The sequence below is a fragment of the Xanthomonas axonopodis genome (genome assembly GCF_001304695.1).
Classification (GTDB): domain Bacteria; phylum Pseudomonadota; class Gammaproteobacteria; order Xanthomonadales; family Xanthomonadaceae; genus Xanthomonas; species Xanthomonas axonopodis.
This window is the reverse complement of the sequence record NZ_JFAQ01000012.1, coordinates 1-16,739: the sequence shown is the minus strand read 5'-3', so window position 1 is coordinate 16,739 and position 16,739 is coordinate 1. Positions and strand designations below refer to the sequence as shown.

General features: G+C 66.8%; 8 protein-coding genes and 5 pseudogenes. 7 read left to right on the top strand and 6 right to left on the bottom strand.

Annotated elements, in window-relative coordinates; genetic code table 11:
* The first annotated feature begins 113 nt into the window (after positions 1-113).
* A pseudogene (locus XAXN_RS01080) lies at positions 114-688 on the top strand (transposase).
* Positions 689-797: 109 nt separating this feature from the next.
* On the opposite strand, the gene XAXN_RS22325 reads toward XAXN_RS01080, so the two are convergent.
* Genes XAXN_RS22325 through coaBC form a run of 3 tightly spaced genes read right to left on the bottom strand, consistent with a single transcriptional unit; the run spans position 798 to position 4,896 of the window.
* Positions 798-3,143 carry a phosphomannomutase/phosphoglucomutase gene (locus XAXN_RS22325; protein WP_054318177.1) on the bottom strand — a complete coding sequence of 782 codons (2,346 nt, stop codon included), beginning with the start codon at positions 3,141-3,143 and terminating at the stop codon, positions 798-800.
* Between the two features lie 14 nt (positions 3,144-3,157).
* Entirely contained in the window at positions 3,158-3,625 is a 468-nt protein-coding gene (gene dut, locus XAXN_RS01070; protein ID WP_042824061.1) for a dUTP diphosphatase, read from the bottom strand.
* Entirely contained in the window at positions 3,622-4,896 is a 1,275-nt protein-coding gene (gene coaBC / locus XAXN_RS01065; RefSeq protein WP_054318176.1) for a bifunctional phosphopantothenoylcysteine decarboxylase/phosphopantothenate--cysteine ligase CoaBC, read from the bottom strand. Before coaBC ends, dut begins: the two co-directional genes overlap by 4 nt.
* 96 nt (positions 4,897-4,992) lie before the next feature.
* Here coaBC and radC point away from each other — a divergent pair, with 96 nt between their 5' ends.
* The 5 genes and pseudogenes from radC to XAXN_RS01040 all read left to right on the top strand — a co-directional run bounded on the left by radC (position 4,993) and on the right by XAXN_RS01040 (position 9,841).
* A complete protein-coding gene (radC, locus tag XAXN_RS01060) occupies positions 4,993-5,670 on the top strand; it encodes a RadC family protein (protein WP_054318189.1) in 678 nt (225 codons plus the stop codon).
* Positions 5,671-5,757: 87 nt separating this feature from the next.
* On the top strand, positions 5,758-7,446 hold the full coding sequence (argS, locus tag XAXN_RS01055) for an arginine--tRNA ligase (RefSeq protein WP_054318175.1): 1,689 nt from the start codon (positions 5,758-5,760) through the stop codon (positions 7,444-7,446).
* A 177-nt stretch (positions 7,447-7,623) separates the two neighbouring features.
* Positions 7,624-8,505 (top strand): SPOR domain-containing protein, encoded by an 882-nt coding sequence (locus tag XAXN_RS01050; protein ID WP_054318174.1) that lies wholly within the window; start codon positions 7,624-7,626, stop codon positions 8,503-8,505.
* A 6-nt stretch (positions 8,506-8,511) separates the two neighbouring features.
* Positions 8,512-9,049: pseudogene (locus tag XAXN_RS01045) on the top strand (hypothetical protein).
* A gap of 36 nt (positions 9,050-9,085) precedes the next feature.
* Positions 9,086-9,841, top strand: a complete 756-nt coding sequence (locus XAXN_RS01040) for an SDR family NAD(P)-dependent oxidoreductase (RefSeq protein WP_054318173.1) — start codon at positions 9,086-9,088, stop codon at positions 9,839-9,841.
* 200 nt (positions 9,842-10,041) lie between these two features.
* Here XAXN_RS01040 and XAXN_RS22845 read toward each other — a convergent pair.
* The 3 genes and pseudogenes from XAXN_RS22845 to XAXN_RS01020 form a co-directional block, all read right to left on the bottom strand.
* Positions 10,042-11,172, bottom strand: a pseudogene (locus XAXN_RS22845) (acyltransferase family protein).
* Between the two features lie 135 nt (positions 11,173-11,307).
* On the bottom strand, positions 11,308-12,639 hold the full coding sequence (locus XAXN_RS01025; protein WP_054318188.1) for a glycosyltransferase: 1,332 nt from the start codon (positions 12,637-12,639) through the stop codon (positions 11,308-11,310).
* Positions 12,632-16,293, bottom strand: a pseudogene (locus tag XAXN_RS01020) (amino acid adenylation domain-containing protein). Before XAXN_RS01020 ends, XAXN_RS01025 begins: the two are co-directional and overlap by 8 nt.
* 305 nt (positions 16,294-16,598) lie before the next feature.
* Here XAXN_RS01020 and XAXN_RS20200 point away from each other — a divergent pair.
* Positions 16,599-16,739: pseudogene (locus XAXN_RS20200) on the top strand (IS5/IS1182 family transposase); the annotation flags it as partial.

Sequence of the window (16,739 nt, the reverse complement as noted above, 5' to 3'; positions counted from 1 at the left end):
TCCACCCGCGGCAGCGCAGATTGCCGGCGACGTGGCGATATCGCTGACACTGATGCCCGCTTTTCGGACACGCCACTACGCGCGCGGCCGACGCGATCGTGGGTTGCCTGCCGATGTCGCCGTTTCCGCGCCGCGGGCACGCTATCACCATGTCCAGTGCGCCCCGTCATCGCCCCCGGTCCACGCCGACGCTTGAAGCAGCGTATTGGCATCTGCGGCTGCCCACGCATCACAGCACGTGCCGTTGTTCGCGGACTGGCGCTGCGCTCGCGCGGCGGCGGCCAGCCTGGCGCTGCCACGCCACTGGCAAGGTGCGCAGTTGCTGTGCTGGGTGCTGTTGCCTGACACGTGGTGCGGGTTGCTGCAGGCGCCGAGCAAATCGGTCTTGCTGCAATTGGCCGCGACGGCGCGGCTGATGAGTGCCGATGCAGTCAATCGCGCCCGCGGGCGTGGTGGCACGGTGTGGCAGCCGCAGATGCAGGTTTCGGCGCTTCCGCTGCTAAGCGATCATCGACAGTTCGCCCGCACGCTGGTCGCATTGCCCCTGCGGGCGGGGCTAGCCGAGCAGGTGGGCGGGTATCCGTACTGGGACGCAGTATGGCTATTGCCGGGCGGTCAACACGCCGCGTCGATCACCACGCCACGCGATCGTGCCGAGTTCACTGGGACAGGCGGACCACACTGGTGACCGCATACACCGGGGCGATATGCCGGATGACGGCCCGTCGCGTCGCGCACCGGCCCAGCTGCGCTGCCTCTCCACAGGCAACGCAGCGGACGGTCCCCGCATCCGGCAATCAGAACGCCAATGGATGCTCCGGCAACAACGTCTGCAGTTCGTCGCGGAACAGCGTGCGAATCCGCTGCAATGCGGCCTCGCTGTCGGCTTCGAACCGCAGCACCAGGATCGGCGTGGTATTGGAGGCGCGTACCAACCCCCAGCCGTCGATGAAGTCCGCGCGTAGCCCATCGATGGTCGACAGCCGCGCCGATTCGAACGGCGATTCTTCGCCGGTCTGCGCACGCGCGACAAAGCGCGCGACCAGCGCATGCGCATCGCCTTCCACCGGCACCTTGATCTCCGGCGTGGCGACACTTTCAGGCAAGGCGTCCAGCACCTCGGACGGCGTCTGCTCGCGCTGGGCCAGGATTTCCAGCAAGCGTGCCGCGGCGTAGATGCCGTCGTCAAAGCCGTACCAGCGCTCCTTGAAGAAGAAGTGCCCGCTCATCTCGCCAGCCAGTTCGGCATCGGTCTCGCGCATCTTGGACTTGATCAGCGAATGCCCGGTCTTCCACATCAGCGGACTACCGCCGTTGCGCAACACGTAGTCGGACAGCTTGCCGGTGCACTTCACGTCGTAGATGATCAATGCGCCAGGATTGCGCTGCAGTACATCGGCGGCGAACAGCATCAGCAGACGGTCGGGAAATACCATCGCACCTTCCTTGGTCACCACGCCCAGGCGATCGGCATCGCCATCGAACGCCACGCCAATATCCGCATCGAAACGCTGCACCATCTTCACCAGATCGTTGAGGTTGTACGGCTCGCTCGGATCAGGGTGATGGTTGGGGAAGGTGCCGTCGATATCGCAGTACAGCGGCACCACGTCGGCACCGATTGCGTCCAGCAGACGCGGCGCGATGTCGCCGGCCGCGCCGTTGCCGGCGTCCACCACCACCTTGATCGGGCGATCGAGCTGGACGTCGTCGGCGATACGCTGGATGTAGGCATCGCTGATGTCGCGCTGTTCCAGTTCGCCAGGCGTGGCGGCGGTATGCAGGCGGCCTTCGTTGATGCGCTGGTGCAGTTCGGCGATGGCGGCGCCGGACAAGATCTCGCCGCCAATCACGATCTTGAAACCGTTGTAATCCGGTGGATTGTGGCTGCCGGTCACCGCCACGCAGCTGCCGGCACGCAGCTCGTACGCACCGAAGTACACCACCGGCGTCGGTGCCAGGCCGATGTCGGTGACGTTGCAGCCGGCGCGGCGCAGGCCTTCGATCAGGCCGTTGCTCAGCTCCGGCCCGGACAGCCGGCCGTCGCGACCGACCACCACATCGCGCAGTCCCTGCGCCTGCATCACGCTGCCGATGGCCTGGCCGATCAAGGCGGCAACGCCGGGGTTGAGGTCCTTACCGACCACGCCGCGGATGTCGTAGGCACGGAACATCTCGGTGGCGATCTGCACCGCCGGCACCAGCGCTGGCGGTGCGGGCGGTACTTCGGCGTCCAGCGCGCGTGCTTCGCTGGCAACGCTGGCATCGTGCTGCAGGCTCTGACTGAAGGTGGGTTCATCGGCGCCGGATTGGTCGGCAACCCGGCGCCGCGGCAAGGCCACCTGCCCCCGGCTGGCCAGCACCAGCAGCACTGCAATGATCAGCAGCATTGCCGCCACGATGGCGCAACCGACGGCGCCCAGGCCCAGTGGGCCGCCATCGCCTTGCGGCACCGCCGCAGCCACGCGCAAGCCGCTGGTCCCGAGCGGCCTAGCCAGCGTTTCGGCGGCATCGGCCAATGCCATATCGCCCTGCTGGGCCACGTTGTAGCTGCCCTGGCGCAGGGCCAGGTAGGCGCTGTCTGGTGCCGCAATCGCATCCAGTGGGCCGGTCAGGCGCAATAACGGCAACCGCGCATACGCCACCGCCGGCTGCCCGCCAAGGCGCACCGCGGCAGCCACGCCCAGGCAGACTTGCTTGGCGTCGCGCACGACCCGGACCTGCGCATGGTCGGCCACCTGCGCCGATTCGAGCAGGCTCAGACGCGCGTAACCGAAATCCTTGGGGTTGGCATAGGCCGCAGCAAGGTCGCCAGGCAGCACCTGGACATCCTCGGCATCTTTGAAACGCTCGCGGATGGCCGATGCGGCCGCCAGCGCGTCGCCGCCTGCCAACGCAGCGATGACCGGCGGCTGCTTGAGCACCGCGTCGAGCTGGCTGGCCTGCGTGGCCATGGTCTGCCCCACGTCCTGCAACGCGCGGTCGCGTGCCTGCTCCAGCCCTTGCGCCACCGCGTCTTGGCGCCATTGCGCATAACTGCTCCAGCCGAACCAGGCGGCCAGCAGCAGCAATACGCCCCCCAACACCGGACCACTCGTACGCACGCTGGACATCCCCTGCCTGCGCTCGTTCGCCTTGCTCATGTGATTTCCCCCTGTCAGCGCACGCCGGTGTGGCCGAATCCACCCGCTCCCCGCGCGCTGTCGACGAAAGTATCCACCACTTGCAAGGCAATACGCACGATCGGCAGGACCACCAGCTGCGCGATACGGTCGCCGGGCTCGATGGTGAAGGCCTCGCGGCCGCGATTCCAGGTGCTGATCAGCAGCGGCCCCTGGTAATCGGCATCGATCAAACCGGTGCCATTGCCGAGCACGATGCCGTGACGATGGCCCAACCCCGAGCGCGGCAGGATCACGGCGCAAAGCTGCGGGTCGGCCAGATGGATCGCGATACCGCTGGGGATCAGCGCCGCATCGCCCGGCTGCAGCGTCATCGGCGCCTCCAGCGCGGCGCGCAGGTCCATGCCGGCGCTGGATTCGGTGGCATAGGCCGGCAGCGGCCACAGATCGCCGAAGCGCGGGTCGAGCAATTTCACCTGCAAGGACTGGGTCGGGGGGCTCATGCCTGCAATCTCTCCGCGATCAGGGCCAGTAGTTGGTCTGCCAACTCGGTCTTGCTGCTGCTGGGAAACACACGCTCGCCGCCCTGCCAGTAGGCCGTGGCTGCGTTGTTGTCGCTTTCGAATCCGCCGCCTTCGATCCCCACCTGGTTGGCGATGATCAGGTCCAGCCGCTTGGCCGCCAGCTTGCCACAGGCGTAATGCTCCACATCGTGCGTTTCGGCAGCAAAACCGACCACCAGTTTCAGCGCGCCGGTCTGCGCGGCGACCTCGGACAGGATGTCCGGGGTGCGCACCAGTTCCAGGGTCAATGTCTCGCCGGTCTTCTTGATCTTCTGCGACACCACCCGCTTGGGGGTGTAGTCGGCAACGGCGGCGGCCCCGATGTAGATGTCGGCCGGGAATGCACCCAGCACCGCGTCGCGCATCTGCGCGGCCGAGCGCACGTCGATGCGCTGCACCCCGGGCGGGGGGGGCTGATGCACTGGCCCGCTGACCAGCACCACATCGGCGCCCTGCCTGGCAGCGGCGGCAGCCAGCGCATAGCCCATCTTGCCGCTGCTGCGGTTGCCGACGTAGCGCACCGGGTCCAGGTCCTCGTAGGTGGGGCCGGCGCTGATCACGATGCGCAGGCCTTCCAGTTGCGCGCTGCTGGGGATGAAGACGGGCGCGGCGACGCTCTTGGCGCCCTTCGGGACAGCGCTGGCGACCGCCGCGCCACCGTCCAGCGCGGCAATGATCGCCGCCGGCTCGGCCAGCCGCCCGGAGCCGGATTCGCCCTCGGCCAGCGGGCCGTCGTCGGGGCCCACTACCGTCACACCGCGCGAGCGCAGGATGGCGATATTAGCCTGGGTGGCCGGATGCAGCCACATGCGATGGTTCATGGCCGGCGCCACGGTCAGCGGCGCGGTCGTGGCCAGGCACAGCGTGGTGACCAGATCGTCGGCCAGACCATGCGCCAGACGCGCCAGCAGGTCGGCGGTCGCCGGGGCGACGATCACCCGGTCGGCCCAGCGCGCCAGTTCGATGTGGCCCATCGCCTGCTCGGCGGCGCTGTCCCACAGCGTGGTGCGGGTGGGCTGCCCGGACAATGCCTGGAAGCTGAGCGGGGTGACGAATTGTTGCGCACCGCCGGTCATGGCAACCTGCACCTGCGCACCGGCGTCGCGCAGGCGACGGACCAGTTCGAGCGATTTGTAAGCGGCGATGCCTCCGCCGACGCACAGCAGCAAACGCTGTCCGTCCAGGGGGCGGGCCTGAGTGGAGCCAATCACGTCGGGGTCGTCCTACGGATACAAGGACAACTAGATTAGCCGATGCCTCTGCTTGGCCTGATGGGCGTCGGCGATGAGCACCGGCAATCTCGCCATATGCACATACACGACTGGCCCACCCACGAACGCCCGCGCGAGAAACTTCTGGCGCGCGGGGCCACTGCCTTGTCCGACGCCGAGCTGCTGGCGATCTTCGTCGGCTCCGGCCTGCGCGGCCAGGATGCGGTGCAGACCGCGCGCGATCTGCTGCACCTGCACGGCCCGCTGCGCCTGTTACTGGACCGCCCGGCCAAGACGCTGGCGCGCCTGCCCGGGCTGGGCCCGGCCTCGGCCTGCAAGGTCGCCGCCGCGATGGAACTGGCCCAGCGGCACCTGATGAGCGCGCTGGAGCGCGGCGAGGCGCTCAGCGATCCGCCCAGCGTGGGCCGCTACTTCTCGCAGCGGCTGCGCGCGCGGGCCTATGAAGTGTTCGCGGTGCTGTTCCTGGACAACCGCCACCGCGCCATCGCCTTCGAGGAACTGTTCACCGGCACTATCGACGGTGCCGACATCCACCCACGCGAGGTGGTCCGGCGGGCGCTGTTGCACAACGCGGCGGCGGTGATCGTCGGGCATAACCACCCGTCGGGTAATCCGGAGCCCTCCGAGGCCGACCGCGCGGTCACCAAGCGGCTGGCGGACAGCCTGGAGCTGGTAGACATCCGCCTGCTGGACCATTTCGTCATCGGCGATGGTCGGCCGGTGTCGTTCGCCGAGCGCGGCTGGATGGAATGAGCAGTGGTGCGCCGACCTGAACCATCGGTCGGACCCGGCGGCACGCGGTCGGGTAAAATCGCTGGTTTGGTTCCAGGCAGATCCCACGTGAAAGCCCTACTCCGCGCACTGATCGGCCAAGGCATTGAAGCCTTGCGCGCCAATGGCACCCTGCCCGCCGACACCCTGCCGCCGGATTTTGTGGTCGAGCGACCCAAGACCCGCGAGCACGGCGACTTCGCCACCAACGCCGCGATGCTGCTGGCCAAGGCTGCGCGCAGCAATCCGCGCGCGCTGGCGCAGGCACTGCTGGCGGCCCTGCCGGCCAGCGACGACGTGGCGAAGGCGGAAATCGCCGGTCCTGGCTTCATCAATTTTCATCTGGCCCCCACCGCGTATCAGCGCGAAGTGGCGCATGTGATCAAGCAAGGCCACGACTACGGCCGCGGGCTGGCCGGCAACGGCCGTTCGGTGGGCCTGGAATACGTCTCGGCCAACCCGACCGGCCCGCTGCATGTCGGCCACGGCCGCGCCGCGGCGATCGGCGACAGCCTGGCGCGCGTGCTCGATGCCAACGGTTGGAACGTCAAGCGCGAGTTCTACTACAACGATGCCGGCGTGCAGATCGAGAACCTGGCGCTGTCGGTACAGGCGCGAGCGCAGGGGCTTACCCCCGACAGCGACGGCTGGCCGGAGAATGGCTACCGCGGCGGTTATATCGCTGATGTGGCCAATGCCTACCTGGGCGGCGACACCGTCGACCTGGAAGGCCATCTGGTCACCGGCACCAAGGATCCGGCCGACCTCGAGTCCATCCGCCGCTTTGCGGTGGCGTACCTGCGCAACGAGCAGAACCACGACCTGGCGGCGTTCCGGGTCGATTTCGACATCTACTTCCTGGAAAGCTCGCTGTACAAGGACGGCAAGGTCGAAGAAGCGGTGCAGAAGCTGATCGCCTCCGGCCACACCTACGAGGAAGGCGGCGCGTTGTGGCTGAAGTCCACCGACTTCGGCGACGACAAGGACCGCGTCATGCGCAAGTCCGACGGCACCTACACCTATTTCGTGCCGGACGTGGCCTATCACCTGACCAAGTGGCAGCGCGGCTACGAGCGCACCATCACCGAACTGGGCGCAGACCACCACGGCTCGCTGACGCGCGTGCGCGCCGGCCTGCAGGCGATGGAACTGGGCATCCCGCAGGGCTGGCCGGAATACGTGCTGCACCAGATGGTCACGGTGATGCGCGGCGGCGAGGAAGTGAAACTGTCCAAGCGTGCCGGCAGCTACGTCACCCTGCGCGACCTCATTGAAGAAACCAGCGCCGATGCGGTGCGCTGGTTCCTGATCGCGCGCAAGCCCGATTCGCAGCTGACCTTCGATATCGACTTGGCGCGCGCGCAAAGCAACGACAACCCGGTGTTCTATGTGCAGTACGCGCATGCACGCGTGTGCAGCGTGCTGCGTCAGGCGCAGGAAAAGGGCTACAAGTACGACCAGGCCCACGGCCTGGCCGAGCTCGCATGCCTGGACGACGAACACTCGCTGGCGGTGATGCTGGAGCTGTCGCGTTACCCGGAAGTGGTGGAAATCGCCGGTCAGGCGTTGGAGCCGTACCAGATCGCGCAATACCTGCGTGAATTGGCGCACGCCTTCCACACGTGGTATCACAACAGCAAGGTGCTGGTGGACGACGCCGCCGAGCGCGACGCCAAGCTCACCCTGGCGGTCGCCACCCAACAGGTGCTTGCCAATGGCCTGGAACTGCTTGGCGTCAGCGCTCCGGAAAAGATGTAATCGGGCGGCAGGTCCCGGGCGCCCTCACAGGTCGCGGCGCAGCGCGTGGCACTGGTAGGCGCCGGCCTGCCACCTCGGGCGCTGATGGCGCTCACCGGGCAATCAGCGCAGCGGCGCGCATTGCCACAGCAAGTCGGGCCAGCGGGCCCGCAACGACACGATTCGGAGAAGTGGTAGATGGCAGCACGACGCGGTAAGAGTCAGGCCCGGCGCAACACCAGCAATGGCACCCCCGGTTGGGTGTGGCTGGTGGCTGGCGCCGCGATTGCGGCAGTGATTTTCCTGGCCGCACCCAACCTGTTCAAGAAGGACGGCGACGGTTTCCTGCGCGTGGGCCCGCGTCCCAATCCGGATGCGCAGCCCGAGCCGGTGGCCGATGCCGACGTGGACACGCCGGCCGAACTGCCCAAGCCCAGCGCGCAGCCGTCCAAGCCGCAGGCCAAACCCGGCGATGCGCAGACCCAGTACGACTTCTATACCTTGCTGCCCGGCAAGGAAGTGCAGATGTCCGACGCCGAACTGGCCGCCAGCGCGCGCGCCGAAGAGGCCGCGCGTGCGCGTGCGGCGCTGGAAGGCAAACCCGTGCCCCCCGCACCCGGCGCCAGCGTGGCAGCCGCAACACCGGCCGCCAGCGTCCCGATGCCATTGAAGGAAACCACCGCCAGCGCACCCAAGCCGCTGCCGGAAACCGCACAGGCGCGCCCGGCCAGCACGCCGGCTCCGGCCAGTACCGCCGCACTCCCCACGCCGGCCGCCGCGCCCAAGCCCGCCGCAACCGCCGCCGCTGCAACAGCGACGCCGGCTGCTGCGCCGGCGGTCACCGACAACACCCGCTACATCCTGCAGGCCGGCTCGTTCGGCGCCTCGGGCGATGCTGAATCCACCAAGGCCAAGCTGGCGATGATGGGCCTGGCCGCACGCGTGGAATCGGCCGACATCAGCGGCAAGACGGTCTATCGCGTGCGCATGGGGCCCTACGGCAGTGCCAGCGAGCTTGCCGAGGCCAAGCAGAAGCTCACCGGCAGTGGCCTGTCCGCCATCGCGATCAAGGCGCAGTAAGCGCGCGTGATACGGCGTATCGCTGGCATGTTGCTGGGCGTCCTGGCGTGGGCCGGCCCGGCGCAGGCCACCGATCAACTTCCCGACCTGATCCAGATCGACGGCCAGCAGGCGACGCTGCTGGCCGAACCGTTGTCCGGCCCATTGGACGACCCAGCCACACCTGGAAGCGCTTCGTGGCGCACGCAGGCAGCGCGCTGGGCAGCTGCAGCGCCAACTGGCGTGGCTACCGCGCCTACTGGCGTCTGGATGGGCAACAGCTGGTACTGGATCGCGTGGTCCTGGGCGCCTGCGTCTGGGCGCCGCCCACGCTGCCGCTGGATGTACTGTTCCCGGGCCAGCCAGCGCCAGAGCCCGCCGCCTGGTTGGATGGCGAATTGATCGTCGCGCTGCCCGCGACTGCGACGAGCGCTGCGCACGCACCGGCCCCCTACGTGGTGCTGCAGCTGGGGCGTGGCCAAGTGGTCGCGCACGCCAGACCCTGACCGAAGAGCTGCTGCGTGCGCGGCATGCCGCAGCGGCGAACCCGCAGCCTGCGCACTGAATCTGCTTCCCGTCCCCTCTCCCCCTGGAGTTCCCCATGTCCAAGACCGTCCTGATCACTGGTGCCACCTCCGGATTCGGCAGCGCCGCCGTGCGCCGCTTCGCCGCGGCCGGCTGGAAGGTCATCGCCACCGGCCGGCGCGCCGAACGCCTGCAGGCCCTGGCCGCTGAACTGCCGGCCGGGCAGGTGCACACCGCCGCGTTCGACATGCGCGATGCACGCGCCTTGTCGGACGCGATCGACGCACTGCCGGCCGCATTCGCCGAGATCGAGGTGCTGGTCAACAACGCCGGCCTGGCGCTGGGCACCGCGCCCGCGCAGCAAGCCGACCTGGCGCAGTGGCAGCAGATGATCGACACCAATGTCACCGCGTTGGTCACGCTCACCCACCGCCTGCTGCCGGCGTTGATTGCGCGCCGCGGCGCCATCATCAACATCGCCTCGGTCGCGGCGACCTACCCATACACCGGCGGCAACGTCTACGGCGGCACCAAGGCCTTCGTGCAGCAGTTTTCGCTGGGCCTGCGCTCTGACCTGCATGGCACCGGCGTGCGGGTGACCTCGATCGAACCGGGCATGGCCGAAACCGAATTCACCCTGGTGCGCACCGGCGGCAACCAGGCCGCGTCGGACACGCTATACCGCGGCGCCGCCCCGATGACGGCAGAAGACATCGCCGAACAGATCTTCTATGTGGCCAGCCTGCCGGCGCATTTGAATATCAACCGCCTGGAAATCATGCCGGTAACGCAGTCGTTTGCGGGGTTCCAGGTGGCGCGCGACGCGCAGTGAGGCATTGCCCTGAAGCCAGGGCCGGGGCGGTGAACGCGCAAAGTGCCAGCCACATACCTCGCTGCGCCGCGCAAACCCTTGCGTTACATCGGCGCTGCACATTCGCAGCAATTGCGCAGACCTGTTGCCTGACACAAGGTGCTGCAGCGGAGGCCAGTCGCACCACCCGTGCACGCTCGCCGTTCTCCCCAACCATCGCATCATGCAAGTTCGGCATCGCGGCGCACAGCTGCACGCCTTCGCAGCAACGCGCCGCGCAGCTGCAGGAACGGACGTTCCACCACGTAGTGCAGCAATGCACCCGCCGCCAGCGCCACCACGCCATACACCGCAAATGCCAGCACGCCATGGCTGTCCAGCGTGGTGCCCAACCAGCCCTGTGTCACATGGAACATCGCCTTATGGATCAGATACACGCTGTAGGAAATGGCGGCCAACCAGGCAGAGCGCCCGGCAGGCGTAGGCGGCCCAGTGCGCTGTCGGTCGCGGTACCTGCCAACACCAGCAAGGCCAGCCCCAGCGAAAGCACCGGCCAGCCCACTGCGTTGCCGATCAAATCGGTACGTTCGCGAAACAACCACATCGCCAGTGCCAGCACGACCACGCCGGCCAGCGCCCAGGTGTTGCCGCGCTGCTGCAGCCGCTGCCATGTGTGCGGGCGAAAGACCTTCAACACCGCCAGCACCACACCGGCCAGCAAGCCGTCCAGCCGATTCCAGGTGGGGTAGTAGAGATCTTCGACAAACCAGTTGCGTTGCTGGCCGCCGCTAATCTGATCCAGCGCTGTGTTGTGCAGCCACACGCTGGTGCGCAATGCGATACCGGCAAGCACCACCGCCACGCACACGGCAACCACGCGCCCCGCCGATGGACGCCGCAACAACACCGTCGCCAGCAACGGAAACACCAGATAGAAGTGCTCTTCCACACACAGCGACCATGCGTGCGAGAACGCGGCCTGCTGGCCGTAATCGACCAACAGATTCAAGGTGAAGGTGAGAAACATCCACCATGGGCGCCAGCCCGGGCGACTCGCGGAAACCCGGCCATGCCATGTAGATCGCCAACACCACCAAAAACGCCGGCAGGATGCGCAATGCGCGGCGCAGGTAGAAATCGGTGAAGTCCAATGGCTTGCCGCGCGACAGCGGGGTCAGCACCTGGGTGCCGATCAAAAAGCCGCTCAGCACGAAGAACAGGTCCACCCCCATCCAGCCGTAGCGCGAGAGCCATTCCTAGTCCGGCCCCAACCCGCCGACCACGAACGAATGGAACAGCATCACCCACACGATGGCGATGCCACGCAACAGGTCCAGAGCGGGATAGCGCATGCGGGCCAGATCAACCGAGGGAGCCCGATTGTGCCGCATGCCGGCAGCGCGCAGTGCGTGGCTGCCAACCACGCACTGCCACACCGCTGGAGTGCGCGCATCAACTGCTGCGGCGGATGCACAGCATCGCCATGCTTATGCGATGGCGTGCTGCTCGGTCCGCACAGCCGTGGCGGGCGTTACTGCCGTCGGTTCAAGCAGTTGCCAGGCTTCCAGTTGATCGACCGCACTGCGGACGCCGTCTTCCTCGCCCATCCGTTGACCAAGTGCGCGCGCGGCCGCACGCATGGCCGGCGTGCTCGCCTGCTGGATGGCAGCGGCCAGGGCTTCTGGCCGCAACCCGGCACGCGCCAGCGCTGGCGGCGCAACGCCGCGCTGGGCCAGGCAATGCGCCCAGAACGACTGGTCGTAGCCAAAGGGCAGCACCACCGAAGGAATGCCCGCCGCCAACGCGGCACCGCTGGTGCCGGCACCACCGTGATGCACGGCCACCGACACGCGCGGGAATAGCCAATCGTGCGGCGCCTGTTCCAGATGGAAGAAGCGCTCGGCGTTATCGGCGGCAGCGGTGTCCCCGGCCCCCAGGCCGCCCCAGCCGCTGGCCAGCAACGCGCGCTGCCCGGTCAGTCGCACTGCTGCCTTCACCGTGGCAGTGAGCTGCGCGACGGCGCTACTGGTCATGCTGCCGAAGCCGATATACAGCGGCGGCGGCCCGGCCTGCAAAAACGCCTGCAGCGCGGCCGGCGGTTGCCACTGCGACGGCGGCAGCTGCCAGAAGCCGCACACCTGCGCGCTGTCCGGCCAGTCCGGCGGGCGCGGGCACACATGCGCGCTATAGCCGTAGATCACGCGTAGCCCACTGCGATCCGGACCGCTCCACGGATACCCCGGCAGCCCCAATGCCGGACGCACGATATCGTTGAAGGCCGGCCGCATCAGCTGCCAGCCGACAAAGCGCATCAGGTGATGCAATGCCACCCTGACCTTTCCCGGCAGACGCAGGTTGGGCATCAGCATCAACGGCAGGTGGCGCGACTCGGTGAGCAGCTGCAACTGCACAAACGCCACCGGCACGCCATACGCCTCGCCCAGGCTATGGACAAGGAAACTGGCACTGCCCACGCCCAGGATCAAGCCGGCATCGCCACACGCCGCGCGGCCCTGTGCAGGCCAATCGCGTGCCCACTCCAGCAACTTCTTGCGCAAGATGCCAGGGGCGCCGCGCATCTCGGCGACGTCCGGATGGTCTTGCAACAGCTTCTGGAGATCGCCGCTGAGCGGGAAGAATTCCAGGCCGTGGGCACGGATCAACGTCTCGAAGTTGGAACTGGTCAGCACCCGCGCCGGATAACCGCGCTGCTGCAGGCCAAGCGCCAGCGCAATGATCGGGCGCACGTCCCCATGCGTGCCAAGGGTGGCGATCACCACCGGCCGCTGGCGTAACGGATCGGCTCTGGACTCAGGCATATTCGGCCACTCCGTCGCCGGCGACCGCACCACGGCCGGTATGGCCGACAGGCTGCGCACCCCCCGTGGCCTCTGCGGTGGCCGCGTGCAGCAAGGTGCTGAGCGTGGCCGGCATCGGCTGGCCCGGCGTCAGATGCAGGGCCAACGCGTGCACCGAGGCGCGTACGTTCTCCGATTCCGACAACGACGCGGCCTGTTCCAGATGCGGGTAACTGTCGAGCATGGCCAGCAGCTGGACCTCTTCGCCCAGCGCATGCAATTCGGCCGTGATGGCGTGCGCGATCAAACCGCCCAGCGACCAGCCCAGCAGACGGTACGGCCCTTTCGGCTGCACGCTGCGCAGACGCGCCAGGTAATCGCGCGCGATCGCCTCGATGCTCTCCGGACGGTGCTGCGGGTCGCTCAAGCCGGGCGATTGCAGCGCATACACGGGCCACTGCGGGTCCAGCCGGCCGAGCAAGGTGAGATACGACCAGCCCAGGCCGATGACCGGGTGGATGCAGAACAGCGGCGTGGTGCCGGCGGTGCCTGCACGCAGCGGCAGCAACACGCTCAACGGGTCGTTGGGCGTGTGTGCGCTGCGCTTGATCACCTCGGCCAGGCCAGCGATCGTCGGGGCATGGAACAACGTGCCCAGCGGCAGTTCCACTCCAAACATCTGCGGGAAACGCGCGGCCATTTCCGCCGCACGCAGCGAATCGCCGCCAAGCTCGAAGGAGTTGTCGTCCACGCCCACCACTTCGATGCCCAGCACCTCCTGAAGCATCGTTGCCAACTGGCGTTCGAGCGCATCGCGCGGCGCCAGGTGCGTGCGTTGCGGCAATGCGCCGGGCGCCGGCAACGTGCGCCGATCCAGCTTGCCGTTGGAGGTCAGCGGCACCCACAGGGTAGGAATCATCGATGCCGGCAGGCGTTGCTGCAGATGCGCACGCAGCAGCTCGACCGATGGCGTGTTGCCATGCTTGCCCACCACATAGACCAGCAGTTGCAAGGCATGATCGCCATCGCTGTGTCCTACCACGACCGCCTGCGCGACCTGCGAATGCAGCAGCAAGGCGCTTTCGATTTCGGCCGGCTCCACCCGATGTCCGCGGATCTTCAGCTGCGCATCGGCGCGCCCGATGCATTCCAGCAGGCCATCGCTGCATTGGCGCACGCGGTCGCCGGTGCGATACATGCTGCTGCCGTCGTCGGCGAACGGGTCGCGCATGAAGCGCTCGCTGGTCAGCTGGCGCTTGCCGCGATAGCCCTTGGCCACGCCTGCGCCACCGATATACAGCTCGCCGATCGCACCGGTCGGCAACGGTTGCCGCTGCGCATCCAGCACATGGACGCGCGTATTGAGCAGCGACCTGCCGATCGGCGGTGCGGCGGCATCGGTCAGCTGCAACGGCATGATGATCGACCAGATCGTGGTTTCGGTGGGCCCGTACAACTGGGTCAGGCGCCCCACCCGGCTGAGCAATTGCGTGGCCAGCTCGGGCAGCAACGCCTCGCCAACAATCAACGCGTGGATGCGATCGAGCACCAGATCCTCATTGGCCAGCAGGATGCGCCACAGCGATGGCGTGGCCTGCGCCACGCTGATGTGTTCGTCGGCGATCAACCGCGACAGGCCGCGTGGGTCGTGGCTGATACCGGCCGGTGCAATGACCACGCGTGCGCCCACCAGCAACGGCAGGTACAACTCCAGCCCGGCGATGTCGAAGGTGATGGTGGTGACGGCCAGCACACGATCGCGCGGACGCAATGCCAGCTCGTGTTCCATCGCATGCAGGAAATTGAACAGGTTGCGATGGCTGATTTCCACGCCCTTCGGCGCACCGGTGGAGCCGGAGGTGTACAGCACGTACGCGGTGCCGTCGGGCGTCGCCAGCGGTGCGATCGCCTCAGGCAACACGGCCGGTCGCGGATCCAGCCAGACCATGCCACCGAGCAGATAGCGCTCGTACAGTGCCGGCTCGCAGACCAGACCGATGGCACCGGAATCGTTGAGGATCTGGCGTTTGCGCGCGGCCGGGCTCTCCGGATCCAGCGGCAGATACGCCGCACCGGTCCACATCACCGCCAGCAACGCCAGCAACGCCAGCAACAAGTGTTCGCTGCGCGGCAACGCCACCGCGACCACATCGCCAGGGCGCACGCCATCGGCCACCCATTGCGCGGCGATGCGCGAGGCAAGCTCGCATAACGTGGCGTAATCGAGCGTGCGGTTGTCGTATTGCGCTACCATGGCCGCCGGCATCAACTCGGCGCGTTGCAGCATGCCGTGCAACAGCGTGGCCGGTTCCGGCAGCGGCGCTGCGGTGTTGTTCCAGGTGTGCAGCAGGCGGCGGCGCTCGCTATCGCCGAGCACATCGACCTGGCCCAGCGCGCATTCCGGGTCGGCCAGTACCGCATCGGCCAGATGGGTCAGACGACGGCAGTGTTCGGCCAGTTCCTCGCTGTCGTACAACGCCGGGGTGGCATCCAGATCGAAACGCAGCGCTGCCCCATCGCCGCGTTCGTAGCAGAAGATGGTGAGGTCGTCGGCCGGGCCGTTGGAAAGGTTGTGCTGTACCGCGTACGCCTCGCCGAAGCGCAAGGTGTAGTCGAAGACCTCGATGTTCACCGCCAGCCGTGCGAACTTCTGCTCCATCCCGAACATGCCCAGATCACGGCGCACGTCCTCGAAACGATATTGCTGATGGCGCAGTGCATGGCGGACCACCGACGACACCTGCGCGAACAAGGTATGGATGGGCTGCTGCGGGTCCATCTTCAGGCGCAGCGAAATGACGTTGGCCACCAGGCCTGCAGTTTGCCGGTAGCGCGCGTTGATGCGGCCGGTCACCGGCATCGCCAGCACCAGATCCTCGGCACCGGTGCAGCGGTAGTAATACGCCGCAATCAGCGAAATCAGCATCTGCGGCAGGCTGGCGCCGTACTCCTTGCCCAGCGCGCGCAGACGCACCATCTGCTGCGGCGAGAACTGCCCGGTGCCGCGCAACAACCCGGTGGACAGCGGATTGCCCGGCCGCGCCAGCGTCGCCTGCGGCGGCAGATCAGCCAACTGCTGCATCCAGTACTGGCGATCGCGCTGGAACCGATCGGAGTTGCGATAGTACTGCTCCATTTCGAGCAGCGACAGTGCACTGCCGAACTGCGCAGGCTCGGGCTCCACGTCGAACACGTAGGCGTTATAGAGCACAGCCATGCGCTGCATCATGATCGACGCGCAGTAGCCGTCCATTACCAGATGGCTCACGCATTGCACCCAGATATGATGATCTTCGCCCAGACGGAACACCGCGCAATGCCATAGCGGTCCGTTCTACAGATCTTCAGGCTTGCGGATTTCTTCGTCGATCCAATGTTCGGCCGCATTACGCGGAGCCGGATCCGAGCTGACGTCGAAGTATGGAATCGTGCCGTTTTACTCGGGCAAGACCACCTGCGAAGGCACGCCCTCGTGTTCGACGATACACAGGCGCAGCGTATCGAACTCGTGCGTCAACTGCATGCTGGCGCGGATCAGCACCTGGGGATTGAGCTGGCCGAACATTTCCAATACTTCGGCCAACATCAAGGTGTTGTCGGTGTGCAACTTGTTGGCCACCCAAGGCCACGTTGCGCCTTGGTCAGGGGAAAAACGGGAGAGGCGTCAGCGTGCATTGCGTGCATCCTTCTGGTGTGGCGCGCAGTCCGTCGACACCCCTCAACCGTTATGCGGTCAATGGACGCCGAATCAGCACTTGGCCTAAGAAACGAGGGGTAAGAAACACCGCCGACCACCGGCAATTGCCGGCAATACGCGGTGAAAACGCATGACGAAGACCCATAGCACAGTGACTCGTACAATCGAACAACGATGTGCAGGTGACTAGTTGAAGCACTTGTATCTCGACAAATTAAGGCAACGCTGATCAAGTTCCAAAGATGCGAGGATAAGTGCTTCGCAGCGATGGTGGTGCAAGCCGATGAAGCAGCGGACCTTGGCAATGTCAGCTGACCAGGGCAACGGGTTTGAACAGTACCGTCGCCCGACGCGGCGCGATGTGTTCCTGGCACGGATGGAGACGCTGGTGCCGTGGATGGCACTGTGCGCGGTGATCGCCCCG